The organism is Stutzerimonas nosocomialis (genome assembly GCF_005876855.1).
In the GTDB taxonomy this organism is placed as follows: Bacteria; Pseudomonadota; Gammaproteobacteria; order Pseudomonadales; family Pseudomonadaceae; genus Stutzerimonas; species Stutzerimonas nosocomialis.
In genome coordinates this window covers 206,526-219,548 of sequence record NZ_QLAE01000001.1, presented here as the reverse complement: position 1 = coordinate 219,548, position 13,023 = coordinate 206,526, and the positions used below count along the sequence as shown (strand labels likewise).

The 13,023-nt window shown below is 67.5% G+C and carries 12 protein-coding genes; 5 read left to right on the top strand and 7 right to left on the bottom strand.

The window, feature by feature from the left end:
* Positions 1-141 precede the first annotated feature (141 nt).
* Positions 142-594 carry a thioesterase domain-containing protein gene (locus DN824_RS00910; RefSeq protein WP_138406509.1) on the top strand — a complete coding sequence of 151 codons (453 nt, stop codon included), beginning with the start codon at positions 142-144 and terminating at the stop codon, positions 592-594.
* 20 nt (positions 595-614) lie between these two features.
* On the opposite strand, the gene cysQ is transcribed toward DN824_RS00910, so the two are convergent.
* Together cysQ and nudE are read right to left on the bottom strand one after the other, a co-directional pair.
* The gene (gene cysQ, locus DN824_RS00905; protein ID WP_138406508.1) at positions 615-1,433 is read right to left on the bottom strand and encodes a 3'(2'),5'-bisphosphate nucleotidase CysQ; all 819 of its coding nucleotides are present in this window, start codon (positions 1,431-1,433) and stop codon (positions 615-617) included.
* Complete coding sequence (gene nudE / locus DN824_RS00900; RefSeq protein WP_138406507.1) at positions 1,430-1,996, bottom strand: ADP compounds hydrolase NudE; 567 nt, start codon at positions 1,994-1,996, stop codon at positions 1,430-1,432. The genes cysQ and nudE overlap by 4 nt, the downstream gene beginning before the upstream one ends.
* Before the next feature lie 101 nt (positions 1,997-2,097).
* Between nudE and yrfG the strand changes: the two genes are divergently transcribed.
* The 4 genes from yrfG (at position 2,098) to DN824_RS00880 (ending at position 7,392) form a co-directional block, all read left to right on the top strand.
* Entirely contained in the window at positions 2,098-2,778 is a 681-nt protein-coding gene (gene yrfG / locus DN824_RS00895) for a GMP/IMP nucleotidase (RefSeq protein ID WP_138406506.1), read from the top strand.
* Between the two features lie 88 nt (positions 2,779-2,866).
* Complete coding sequence (locus DN824_RS00890; protein ID WP_241666476.1) at positions 2,867-5,797, top strand: PAS domain-containing protein; 2,931 nt, start codon at positions 2,867-2,869, stop codon at positions 5,795-5,797.
* Between the two features lie 109 nt (positions 5,798-5,906).
* Complete coding sequence (gene fdhD, locus DN824_RS00885; protein ID WP_138406505.1) at positions 5,907-6,743, top strand: formate dehydrogenase accessory sulfurtransferase FdhD; 837 nt, start codon at positions 5,907-5,909, stop codon at positions 6,741-6,743.
* Between the two features lie 187 nt (positions 6,744-6,930).
* The gene (locus DN824_RS00880; RefSeq protein WP_138406504.1) at positions 6,931-7,392 is read left to right on the top strand and encodes a hypothetical protein; all 462 of its coding nucleotides are present in this window, start codon (positions 6,931-6,933) and stop codon (positions 7,390-7,392) included.
* A 71-nt stretch (positions 7,393-7,463) separates the two neighbouring features.
* Here DN824_RS00880 and DN824_RS00875 read toward each other — a convergent pair whose 3' ends face one another.
* The 5 genes from DN824_RS00875 to DN824_RS00855 all read right to left on the bottom strand — a co-directional run bounded on the left by DN824_RS00875 (position 7,464) and on the right by DN824_RS00855 (position 13,023).
* Positions 7,464-7,955, bottom strand: coding sequence for a GNAT family N-acetyltransferase (locus DN824_RS00875; protein ID WP_138406503.1), 492 nt, complete (start codon positions 7,953-7,955; stop codon positions 7,464-7,466).
* Positions 7,956-8,025: 70 nt separating this feature from the next.
* Positions 8,026-9,465, bottom strand: coding sequence for a cardiolipin synthase (gene cls, locus DN824_RS00870; protein WP_138406502.1), 1,440 nt, complete (start codon positions 9,463-9,465; stop codon positions 8,026-8,028).
* 55 nt (positions 9,466-9,520) lie between these two features.
* Positions 9,521-9,952: an acyl-CoA thioesterase gene (locus tag DN824_RS00865; RefSeq protein WP_138406501.1), complete on the bottom strand. Its 432-nt coding sequence runs from the start codon at positions 9,950-9,952 to the stop codon at positions 9,521-9,523.
* Between the two features lie 56 nt (positions 9,953-10,008).
* Positions 10,009-11,172 (bottom strand): iron-containing alcohol dehydrogenase, encoded by a 1,164-nt coding sequence (locus DN824_RS00860; RefSeq protein WP_138406500.1) that lies wholly within the window; start codon positions 11,170-11,172, stop codon positions 10,009-10,011.
* Positions 11,173-11,232: 60 nt separating this feature from the next.
* Complete coding sequence (locus tag DN824_RS00855) at positions 11,233-13,023, bottom strand: acyl-CoA dehydrogenase C-terminal domain-containing protein (RefSeq protein WP_138406499.1); 1,791 nt, start codon at positions 13,021-13,023, stop codon at positions 11,233-11,235.

The following is a 13,023-nucleotide window of genomic DNA, read 5'->3' as shown; positions in this document are numbered from 1 at the left end:
ACCCGCGAACATGCCGCGCCGGCCCCTGGCGCCAGGGGTCGATGAGCGCAACTGAATGGGCGCCGAGGGTGGCAAAAGCGTGACTCAGCAGTCATGCTTGGCGTCTGCCTTGTCTTCGAAACATTTAGGAACCTCCTCGGCATGAGCCGCGATAGTCGCTACCTGGAAGCCATCCTCCATCACGACATTCCGCTGACGCGCGCCATGGGGCTGCGTGTACTGCAATGGGAAGGTCACGAGCTTCGCCTCAACGTCCCGTTGGAGGCCAACGTCAACCACAAGAGCAGCATGTTCGGCGGCAGCCTCTACTGCGCCTCGGTGCTGGCCGGCTGGGGCTGGCTGCACCTGCGGCTGCGCGAGGCGGGCATCGAGGATGGGCATATCGTCATCCACGAAGGCAAGATCGAATACCCGCTGCCGGTGGTCGACGACGCCGTGGCGATCTGCTCGGCGCCGGCCGACGACGCCTGGGAGCGCTTCGAGACCATCTACCGCCGCCGAGGACGTTCGCGCCTGACCCTGCAGAGCCGCATCCTCGCGGCCGATGGCCGTGACGCGGTGCGTTTCACCGGCCAGTTCGTCCTGCACAAGTAACTGCCGCGCGCGCGGCAGGCTCAGCCGCGATTGGCCAGTTCGACCAGCCGATCGCGCCAGGGCGCGCCCTGCGGCAGGGCGAGAAACGACGGGTTGAGGAAGTCGTGTCGCGCGGCGTAATCGAGTGGCGCGCCCGTCACGTCCAGTACCTGCCCCCCGGCACCTTCGAGCACGCCCTGGGCCGCCGCCGTGTCCCACTGCGAGGTCGGCGCCAGCCGCGGATAGCAGTCGGCTTCGCCCTCGGCCAGCAGGCAGAACTTGAGCGAACTGCCGACGTTGACCAGCTCCAGCGCACCGAACGCCTGCTTCAGCCCGTCGATCAGCTGCTCCTGGGCGGCGCTGGAGTGGCGCCGGCTGGCCACCACGCGAAAGGCGCCCGACTGCTCGGTGCTCACCCGCAGCGGCCGGGCGTCGCCGCTGCTCTCCGAGGCCCAGGCGCCGATGTCGCTGCCGCCGTAGTAGCAGCGGCCCGTGGCGGGAATGCCGACCACGCCGAAGACCACGCGCCCCTCTTCGATCAGCGCCACGTTGACGGTGAACTCTTCGGTGCCGGCGATGAACTCCTTGGTGCCGTCCAGCGGGTCGACCAGCCACCAGCGCGTCCAGCGCGAACGCGTGTCGAACGGCAGGTCGCAGGCCTCCTCCGAGAGCACCGGAATCGACGCATCCAGCGCCGAGAGCTTGTCGCTGAGCAGATGGTGCGCCGCCAGGTCGGCCGCGGTGACCGGCGAGGCGTCGGCCTTTTCCTCGACGGAGAGTTCGCTGCGCCAGTAAGGCAGGATCACCTCGCCGGCCTCGCGGACCAGGTCGATCACCGTCGGCAGATACGGATGGCTCATAGGGTCAGCTCCCCTCGTTGCTGAAGCAGATCGCGCGCCAGGTAGAGTGCGGCCAGCGCGCGCCCTTCGCTGAACTGCGGATGCTGGATGAGACTCGACAGCTCGCGCAGGTTGACCCGATCCACCCGCAGGGGTTCGGGTTCGTCACCGGGCAGCTGCTCCGGATAGAGGTCCTGGGCGAGCACGACCTGGATCTTCTGACTCATGTAGCCGGGCGAAAGTGACAGCTCGGTCAGATGTTCCAGACGGCGGGCACCGAAGCCGGCCTCCTCCTTGAGTTCACGATTGGCGGCATCCAGGACATCCTCGCCGGGCTCGATCAGCCCCTTGGGCAGCGACAGCTCGTATTCGTCGGTGCCTGCGCAGTATTCCTCCACCAGCAGCACGTGCTCGGCGTCCTCCATCGCCACGATCATCACCGCGCCGTAGCCGCTCCCCTTGCCGACCAGCCGTTCGTAGGTTCGCTCCACGCCGTTGGCGAAGCGCAGCTGCAACTCCTCGACGCGGAACAGCCGGCTGGTGGCGACGATCTCGCGGGCGAGCACGGTGGGTTTCTGGCGCATGGCATCACTCCTGGAAACGCGAGGGGCTATCATACCCCGGCTAATGACAACGACCGCGACCGGTTTACGACCGAGGCCTTCCTTCCCGCTACGAGCCCGCCATGACCGCATCCCTGCCCTGGTCCGAGATCGACACCGTCCTGCTCGACATGGACGGCACCCTGCTGGATCTGCACTTCGACAACCATTTCTGGCTCCAGTACCTGCCGCAACGCTACGCCGAACGCCACGGCATCAGCCCGGCCATGGCCGAACTGGAACTGGCGCCGCTGTTCAAGGAGCATCAGGGCCGGTTGACCTGGTACTGCATCGACTTCTGGACCCGCGAACTCGACCTGCCGATCCGCCAGATGAAGCGCGAGATCGCCGACCTGATCGCCCTGCGCCCGGCCGCCGACCTCTTCCTCGGCGCCCTGCGCCAGGCCGGCAAGCACGTCGCCCTGATCACCAACGCCCACCGCGACTCGCTGTCGCTCAAGCTCGAGCGCATCGAGCTGGCGCCCTGGTTCGACCGCATGATCAGCTCCCACGACTACGGGTTTCCCAAGGAAGACCAGCAGTTCTGGTTCGCCCTGCGGCAGGACTTCCCCTTCGACCCCTCCCGCACGCTGTTCATCGACGACAGCCTGGCGGTGCTGCGCAGCGCCGCGCGCTTCGGTGTCGCCCACCTGCTGGCGGTGCGTGAACCCGACAGCCGGGGCGGCCCTCGCGATACCGAGGAATTCGCCGCCGTGGAGGACTACCTCGCGCTGGTACGCAACCTGGCCGGTCTCGTCAATTGATCGTCTGGCGGCTTTACCGAAGCCATTTGACCAACCACACTCAGAGAAAGGTGAAGATCCCTCCACCACGTGTTCAATCGGACGATTTATGACCTCCAAAGGAGCCGCGCCCTGGCCGCGCAGCACGAGCAAGATGGGCGAACGGATTCGCCGTCATGACTGGGCAGCAACACCACTCGGCGCACCGGCCAACTGGCCGCCCTCGCTACGCATCCTGCTCGACACCATCCTCGATGCACCCCTGCCGATGTGCATCCTCTGGGGTGCCGACGGCATCCAGCTCTACAACGACGCCCACGCCCGGCTCATCGGCAACCGCGACCGGCAGGACCTGGGCACGCCCGCCTGCCAGGGCTGGGGCGATACCTGGTCAGTGCTGGAGCCTGCCTGCGACAGGGCCCGTCGCGGCGAGCCGCGGCTGATCAGGAACCAGTACCTGCAGATCGAGCGCGGCGAAGACAGGCACGACGCCTGGTTCGACCTGTCGCTGAGCCCGATCCGCGGCGAGCCCGACGACGCCGTCGACGGCCTGCTGCTGTGCATCATCGAAACGACCGACCAGATGCGCACCGAAGCCCGCCTGGCGGAAGCCGCGTTCGGCTACAAGCTCAGCGCCGAAGCGCACCGCCAGAACGAGCAGCGCCTGCAGACCGCCCTCGAGGCGAGCGACCTGGTCGGCATCTGGGACTGGACCCTCGGGGCCGATGCGTCCGTCGCCGACATGACGCTGTCGCGCTTCCTGCCGCCGCACATGAGCGACGCCGAGCGCAACCTGCCGCTCGAGGACTTCTTCCTGCACGTCCATCCCGAGGAGCGCGCCCGCGTCCAGGCGGCGCTGGAGCAGAGCATCCGCGAGACCGGCAGTTTCGCCGAGTACTACCGGCTCGCCGCCGACGGCGGAAAGACGCGCTGGGCCTTCGCCCGCGGGCGCGTCCACTATGACGAGCAGAACCGCCCGGTACGCTTCCCCGGCGCGGTGATGGACATCACCCGCCAGCAGGCCAGCGAAGAGGCGCTGCGCAAGAGCGAGGCGGAGCTGAAGCTGATCACCGACGCGCTGCCGATCCTGATCGGCTACATCGACGAGAACGAGCGCTACCGCTTCAACAACCGCGCCTACCAGGAGTGGTACGGCCACACCCCCGAATGGCTGGCCGGCAAGACCGTGCGCCAGGTGCTCGGAGACCGCGACTACGAAAGTCGCCGCCAGCACATCCGCACCGCGCTGTCCGGCTCGCCGGTCACCTTCGAGGCCTACACCCCGCACCAGGACGGCCAGCAGCGTCGCGCGCTGGTGCAGTACCTGCCCCGTCGCGATGCCGGCGGCGCGGTGCACGGTTTCTACGTGCTGGCGCTGGACGTCACCGAACGCTGGAACACCGAGCGGGCGCTGCGCGAGAGCGAACAGCACCTGCGCGCCACCATCGACCTGTCGCCGGCGATGCACTGGAGCCTGGATGCCGAGGGCCGCTTCATCTTCCTCTCCGAGCGCTGGCTGCAGCAGCTCAGCGTCCCCGAGGACGAGGCGCTCGGGCGGTTCTGGGTCGACCTGGTCCGCGCGCGGCACCCGCAGGCGCTGCGCAACATCTGGCAGGACGCCCAGCGCAGCGGGCTGCCGTTCGACATCGAGCACTGCCTGCAGGTGGTCGGCGGCGACTTCCACTGGATGCGCCTGCGCGCGCTGCCGCTGCACGATGCCGACGGCCAGGTGATCCGCTGGCACGGCACCGCCGAGGACATCCACGACCGGCGCACCGCCGAGCAGTCGCTGCGCGAGCTGAACGAGAACCTGGAAAGCCGCATCCAGGAGCGCACCCGCGCACTGGCGGAGGTCTACGAGCGCCTGCTGGCCGAAATGTCCAAGCGCGAGCAGGCCCAGGAAGCGCTGCGCCAGGCGCAGAAGATGGAGGCGGTCGGCCAGCTCACCGGCGGCATCGCCCACGACTTCAACAACATGCTCACCGGCATCATCGGCGGGCTGGACCTGGTGCAGCACTACATCGCGACCGGCCGCCATGGCGAAACCCGCCGTTTCATCGACGCGGCGATCACCTCGGCCAACCGCGCCTCGGCGCTGACCCACCGCCTGCTGGCGTTTTCCCGTCGCCAACCACTGAACCTCAAGCAGGTCGAGCTCAACGGCCTGATCCTCTCGATCCGCGACTTGCTCAGCCGCACCCTCGGCGCGCACATCCAGATCGTCAGCGACCTGCAGGAAGGGCTGTGGCGGGTCGACAGCGACGAGAACCAGCTGGAAAGCGCGCTGCTGAACCTGGTCATCAACGCCCGCGACGCGATGCCCGACGGCGGCATCCTGCGCATCGCCACGCGCAACGTCGAGGTCACCGAAGACAGGCCGCTGGCCGAACTGCTGCCCGGCCAGTACGTGACCCTGACCGTCAGCGACACCGGCTGCGGCATGCCGCCCAAGGTACTGGCCAGCGCCTTCGAGCCCTTCTTCACCACCAAGCCCATCGGCCAGGGGACCGGCCTCGGCCTGTCGATGATCTACGGTTTCGTCCGCCAGTCCGGCGGCAGCGTCCAGCTGACCAGCGAGGTCGGCTCGGGCACCCAGGTATGCATCTATCTGCCGGCCAGCCTGAAGCCGGACGAGGCCGTCGAGCCGGAGCGCTCCTGGCAGGACGCCCTGCCGGCCAGCGAAGGCGAGACCGTGCTGGTCGTCGAAGACGACGCCGCGGTGCGGATGCTGGTCATCGATGCGCTCGGCGAAATGGGCTACGCCACCCTCGAGGCGGCCGAAGGCAACACCGCGATCGAGCTGCTGAGCTCCCCGGCGCGCATCGACCTTTTGCTCACCGACGTCGGCCTGCCGGGCATGAACGGTCGCCAGCTCGCCGACATCGCCCGCCAGCACCGGCCTCAGTTGCGCGTGCTGTTCATGACCGGCTACGCCGAGCAGGCGGCCAGCAGCGGCTTCCTCGAACCGGGCATGGACCTGATCACCAAGCCCTTCACCATCGACAAGCTGATCCTGCGGATCCAGGAGGCGCTGCATTAGGGCGCGCTTGCCGGGCGACCGCTCGGCAAGCGGGGTTTACCGGCAAGGCTATTGGTCATACCCTCGCGCTCCTGACCCCGCACCACCGCCCAGCGGTAACGAGACGCCGATGACCCGCACCAGCGCCGATACCCCGATTCCCGCCGCCATCGCCCACGCCCAGGACCAGGCCCGCTACAGCAGCCTGGAAAACCCCGGGCAGAGCGTCGGCATCAGCGCGCTGGCGGCGGAAGTCGCGCTGTCGATCGCCTACAACGGGCTCAGCCACAGCGTGATGATGGTCTCGCCGCTGGACCTGGAAGACTTCGTGGTCGGGTTCACCCTGACCGCGGGGCTGGCCGAGTCGCCGGACGATCTCTACGACGTGCAGATCGAAGGCGAAGGCGAGGCCCGCCGGGCCGAGGTGAACCTGAGCAACCGCGCTTTCTGGCAGCTCAAGCAGCAACGCCGGCAGCTGGCGGGCAACAGCGGCTGCGGGCTGTGCGGCGTCGAGGCGCTGGAGCAGGCGTTGCCGGAGCTCGAGTCCCTGCCGGCCGGCAGCCTGCCGCGCGCCGAGTGGTTCGAGGGGCTGCGGCAGAAGATCGGTGATTTCCAGGTCCTGGGGCGCCACTGCGGTGCGGTCCATGCCGCGCTGTTCATGGATGGCGACGGCACGCTGCGGCTGGGGCGCGAGGACATCGGTCGGCATAACGCGCTGGACAAGCTGATCGGTGCGCTGGTGCGGCAGAAGATCGACGCCAGCGCCGGTGTCGCCATCGTCACCAGCCGGTGCAGCCTGGAGCTGATCCACAAGGTGGTCCGCGCCGGGATTCCCACCCTGGCGTCGCTGTCGGCACCCACGGCCCTGGCGGTACAGTGGGCCCAGCGCCACGCGCTGAACCTGATCCACCTGCCCCAGCATTCGCCGCCGCGGGTCTACAGCGCCGCCGGACTGGCGCGCCGCTAGAACCTCGCAGCCAGCAGCTTTCGCCCTCCGAAGCGGCATCGGACCCGCCGTTTCGCTGCTGGTTCCCCCTGAAAAAACAAAAACTTAGCGAACGTGCGGTGATTCACACCGCCCCGCCGAAATCGCTTGCGCCGGCCCTGCAAGCGAAGCGAGGATCGCGCCGTCATCCCGTGGAGGCGCAGCCCCTATGAAGTATTCCTCGATGCTCCTGTTGTCCCTTGGCCTTTGCGCCAGCAGCGCCATGGCCGGCAGCTCGGTCGAAGCCGGCGTGGGCGGCGCCCTCGGTGGCGCCCTGGGCACAGTGGTAGGCGAACACCTGGGCGGATCGACCGGCGCGGCGATCGGTGCGGGCCTCGGCGGCGCCGCCGGCAGCGCCGTCGGTGCCGACAAGCGCAGCCGTACGGAAGCGGCGATCGGCGGCGGTCTCGGCGCGGCGGGCGGCAACGTGATCGGCCAGCAGGTCGGCGGCAGCACCGGCGGGCTGATCGGCGCCGCGGTGGGTGGCGGCGCCGGCGGCGCGCTCGGCAATGCCTACGGCGCCGACGACGACAGCGACAGGCACCGTCACGACAAGCGATACGCCAAGCATCACCGCAAGCACCCGGGCAAGGGCCACCACAAGCACGAGTGGCACAAGAAACATCGTTGAACAGAAGGCCTGCGAAACCCGCAGGCCTTTTTCTTTGGCCACGCAACGGGAGCTTGCGCGGCGTCCGCGGTTCAGGACGGTTCGAGCAGGGCCGTGGCGTCGCGATCCGCCTCGCGCTGCGCCTGGTCACTGAGTTCCCGCATGTGCAGCATCACCAGCTCGACGTGGCCGGAGCGCATGTCGGTGCGCAGGTCGATCTGCACGAAGCCATGGCGCTGATAGAAGGCGACGGCGTCGCTGTTGCGCTCGTAGACACAGACTTCGAGCCTGCCACCGGAGCATTCCATGGCCTTGTCCAGCAGTGCCGAGCCCACGCCCTGGTTGTGGTTTTCCGGATCGACGAACAGGGCGGCGAGAATATCCCCCTGCAACGCGCAGAAGCCTTCGATCGCGCCGGATTGCTCGTAAACCCAGATCTCCGCGCTGGGCAGGTAGCGATTGCGCATGTCCTCCATCTTGCTCTGCCAGAAGGTCGGCTCGATGAAGTCATGCGCCTGCAGCGAAGCGGCCAGCCAGATCGCCAGCAGGGCTTCCAGATCCTCGGGATTGCCTTTCCTGATCATGCCCGACTCCGTTGGGATTCCTCGTCCATTGGAGTCGTCCGGCGCGGCCGTCGTTCCTTCAGCCCCCGTGTTAGAGCACCGGAGAGACCAGGCGGGCGATGCGCATGCCGAATCGCCGCAAGCGGTGAGTGCTGCGCTGGCTCTGCCGGCTGAGCTCGATCGAGCGGTCAAAATCATCCATCAGCATGGCCTCGACCTCGCTGGCGAACACCTCGTCGACGGTGAACACGGTGAGCTCGAAATTCAGCCGGAACGACCGGTTGTCGAGGTTCGCGCTGCCCACCGCCGCGCAGATGTCATCGATCAGCAGGACCTTCTGGTGCATGAACCCCGGCTGGTAGCGGAACACCCGGATGCCTATCTTCAACGCCTCGCCCGCATACAGGCTCGAGGCGGCATAGACTACCCGGTGATCGGGACGGGACGGCAGCAGCAGGCGCACCTCGACACCCCGCAGCACCGCCAGGCGCAACGCCCCGAGCACGGACTCGTCGGGCACGAAATACGGGCTGGTCAGCCAGATTCGCTGGCGCGCCGCGTTGATCGCCGCGACGAACTGCAGCGACCCGGTTTCCTGGCTGTCGGCCGGGCCGGCGGCGACCATCTGGCAGATCACCCCGTTCTCCGGATACGTCTCGGGCAGCAGCAGCGGCGGCAGCTTGTGGGTGACCCAGTACCAGTCCTGGGCGAAGGACTCCTGCAGGCAGGCCAGCACCGGTCCTTCGAGCTCCAGGTGGGTGTCGCGCCAGGGCGCCAGCGGCGGCTTGAGGCCGAGGTACTCGTCGCCCACGTTGAGCCCGCCGATGAAGCCGACCCGGCCATCGACCACCACCACTTTGCGGTGGTTGCGGAAATTGAGCTGGAAGCGGGTGATCATGCCGCGCCGCGCGGAAAAGCCCTTCACCTTCACACCGCCCTCGCGCAGGGCCCTCACGTAACCCTGCGACAGCGCATGGCTGCCGATGCTGTCGAACAGCAGGTAGACCTTCACGCCCTCGGCGGCCTTGCGCAGCAGCAAGGCCTGCAGACGGCGGCCGAGCCTGTCGTCGCGCACGATGAAGAACTGGACGAGCACCACCTTTCGGGCCGTCTCGATGGCCTCGAAGATCGCCTCGAAGGCCGCCTCGCCGTCGATCAGCAGGCGCACCCGGTTGTTGGCCAGCACCGGCTGCCCGGCGAGCCCGGCCAGCACCTTCAGCTCGCCATAGGCGGGCGACTCGCGCGCCGCCTGCGCCTCCTCGACCCAGGGCCGCCAGTCCAGGTCGCGTATCGCCTCGCGCATTTCGTCGTCGGCGGCGCGTCGGGCGCGGATGTAGGCATCGAAACGGCTGCGGCCGAAGACCAGGTAAGGCAGCAGCGTGAGGTAGGGCATGAACACCAGCGAGATCGCCCAGGCGATCGCCCCCTGCGCCGTGCGCACGGTGTACACGGCATGCAGGGCCGCGGCGATGCCCAGCATCTGGATCAGGCCGAGCAGGAAGCCCAGCAGATAGAAATCATCGGTCGTCATGATCGCCGAGCATAACGGAACCCTTGCCGCTGCGTTGGGTGGCCGGTACGGACGGTCAGCCCAGCGCTACCAGCGCCTCGCGCAACCTGGCGGGAATCGGCACCGGCCGGTTGCTGGCGCGGTCGACGAAGACGTGGACGAAACGCCCCGCCGCGCACGCCTGCTCTTCGCCCGCCTTGAAGATCGCCAGCTCGTACTGCACCGAGCTGTTGCCCAGCTTGCCGACCCGCAGGCCGACGTCCAGGGCGTCCGGAAAGGCGATGGAGGCGAAGTAGTCGCAGGACGAACTCACCACGAATCCGACCACCTCGCCCTCATGGATATCCAGCCCGCCGCGCTCGATCAGGTAGGCGTTCACCGCGCTGTCGAAATAGCTGTAGTAGACGACGTTGTTCACGTGGCCGTAGAGGTCGTTGTCGTGCCAGCGCGTGGTGATCGGTCGGAAGTGGCGGTAGTCGGCGCGCAGATGCTGCGGTTGTTCGGCCATTCGAAAATTCCTTGAAGGCGGGCCGGCGCGCGACGGAGGCCGCGCGCCGCAGAGGATCAATAAGCGGCGCGGTAGATCGCCAGCGCGTCGGCCTCGGTGACCTCTCGCGGGTTGTTGACCAGCAAACGCTGTTGCAGCATCGCCTCTTTGGCCAGTTGCGGCAGCATGTCTTCCGGTACGCCGGCGTCGCGCAGGCGGGTCGGCAGCCCGACGCGGGCGCTCATCCGCTCGAATTCCTCGATCAATTGCTCGGCATAGGTGGATGGATCGCCCGAGCGCAGCCGGTCACCGAGGACGATCGGCGCCAGTTCACCGTAATGGGTAGTCGCCGCGCTGACGTTGAAGCGCAGCACCTGCGGCAGCACCAGCGCATTCGACAGCCCGTGCGGAATATGGAAGTTGCCACCCAGCGGATAGGCCAGCGCATGCACCGCCGCCACTGGCGCATTGGCGAACGCCTGGCCGGCCAGGCAGGCGCCGAGCAGCATGGCCTGGCGCGCCTCGCGGTTCTGCCCGTTGTGCACCGCCTCGTCGAGGTTGGCCGCCAGCAGGCGCAGCGCCTCCCGCGCCAGCAGGTCGGACATGGGATTCTTCTTCAACGCGCTGGTATAGGCCTCGATGGCATGCACCATGGCGTCGATCCCCGTCGCCGCGGTGACCGCCGGAGGCAGGCCGAGGGTGAGATCGGCATCGAGGAGCGCCAGGTCCGGCAACAGCATCGGCGAGACCACGCCCATCTTCGTCGTCTCTCCGGTGGTGATGATGGCGATCTGCGTGACTTCCGAGCCGGTGCCGGCGGTGGTCGGCACCTGAATCAGCGGCAGGCGCTTGCCCTTGGCGTTGCCGACGCCGTAGATGTCCTGCAGCGACTGGGTGTTGTCAGGATGCGCCAGCAACGCGACCAGCTTGGCAACGTCCATCGAGCTGCCGCCGCCGAAGCCGACGATCAGGTCGGCCTTGCTCGCCTTCGCCTGCTCCACCGCAGCGAGCACGATCGCCTCCGGCGGGTCGGCGATCACCTGGTCGTAGATGCCCACCTCCAGCCCTTCGCTCTGGAAGCCAGGCATAACCTCGCTCAACAGCCCAAGGCGGGTGATGCCCGGATCGGTGACGATCAGCACCGAGCGCGCCTCGCGGTCGCGGCACAGGCTGGCAAGACGCTTGGCTGAGCCCGGCTCGCAAATCAGCTGGGCGGTGGTGGCAAAACTGAACGGGTGCATGGTGCCTCCTGATTTTTATTGGATTGGGCTTCGGCGAACACCGCCCAAAGCGCTCGGCGCTCAAAACGCGAACTGCGCCTCCGGCATCGCCATGAGGCATTCGGCACCCCCGAGCAAGGCCTCGCGGTGGCCGCTGGCGCGCGGCAGTACGCGTCGCATGTAGAAGCGGGCGCTATGCAGCTTGGCCTCATAGAAGGCCGCCTCGCCGCTGCCAGCATCCAGCGCCTGCTGTGCAGTGCCGGCCGCCTTCAGCCAGAGCCCGGCCAGCAGGGCGTACGATGAGTAGTGCAGGAAATCCACCGACACCGCACCGATTTCCTGCGGGTCCTGGACGACACGGGTCAGCACTTCGTCGGTGAGTTCACGCCACTGGATCAGGCGCGCGCGCACCGGTCCGATGAGGTCGGCTAGCGCCTTGAGGGTTTCCAGCTCGTCGCACAGTGACAGGAATTCGGCCTGAATCGCCTGCAGCTCGGCACCACCGTCCCCCATCAGCTTGCGGCGGATGTAATCCAGCGCCTGGATGCCGTTAGTACCTTCGTACAGCTGGGTGATGCGGCTGTCGCGCATCAACTGCTCCATGCCCCATTCGCGGATGTAGCCATGGCCGCCATAGACCTGCACGCCCAGGCTCGCCACTTCCTGGCCCATGTCGGTGAAGAACGCCTTGACGATCGGGATCAACAACGCCGCGCGCTTGCCGGCGGCCTTGCGCGCGGCGGTATCCGGATGGCCGTGCTCCAGGTCCAGCTCACGGGCGCAGTAGGCTGCCAGCATGCGGCAGCCCTCGACCAAGGTCTTCTGGATCAGCAGCATGCGGCGCACATCCGGATGAACGATGATCGGGTCGGCGGGCTTGTCCGGGTGCGCCACGCCCGACAGCGCACGCGACTGCAACCGCTCGCGGGCATAGGCGAGCGAACCCTGGTAGGCCTGCTCGGCGATCCCGAGGCCCTGCAACCCGACCTGGAAGCGCGCATCGTTCATCATGGTGAACATGCAGGCCAGGCCCTGGTTCGGCTCACCGACGACCCAGCCCGTGGCGCCGTCGAAATTCATCACGCAGGTGGCCGCGCCCTTGATACCCATCTTGTGCTCGATGGCGCCACAGGACAGCGCATTGCGCTCGCCGGGCGTGCCGTCGACGTTGGCGAGAAACTTGGGCACCAGCAGCAGGCTGATGCCCTTCACCCCGGCCGGCGCATCGGGCAGGCGCGCCAGCACCAGATGAACGATGTTCTCGCTCATGTCGTGCTCGCCGCCGGAGATGAAGATCTTGCTGCCGGTGACCCGGTAGCTGCCGTCGGCCTGCGGTTCGGCGCGGGTGCGCAGCAGCGCGAGATCGGTACCGGCCTGGGGCTCGGTCAGGCACATGGTGCCGCTCCAGCTACCGCTGACCAGTTTGGCCAGGTAGGCATTCTTCAGCGCCTCGCTGCCGTGCTTGTACAGCGCCAGCACCGCGCCTTCGGTCAGCCCCGAATAGATGCGAAAGGACAGCGACGCCGCCATCAGCATCTCGTGGAAGTTGCAGGCCACCAGTTGGGGAAATCCCTGGCCGCCGTACTCGGTCGGGCCGGTCATGCTCGCCCAGCCGTTATCGACATACTGCTTGTAAGCCTCGACGAAGCCCTTGGGCGTCCTCACCTCACCGTTCTCAAGGGTCACGCCTTCCTCATCGCTGTTGCGATTGAGCGGCGCGATCTCGCCGCCGGTGTAGCGCGCGGCTTCCTCCAGCACGCCATCGATCAGCTCGCGGTCCAGGCCGTTACCCAGCTGCTCGCAGTGCGCGGTGGCGTCGAACAACTCGTGCAGGACGAAGCGCATGTCGCGCAGCGGTGCCTTGTAGTCCAT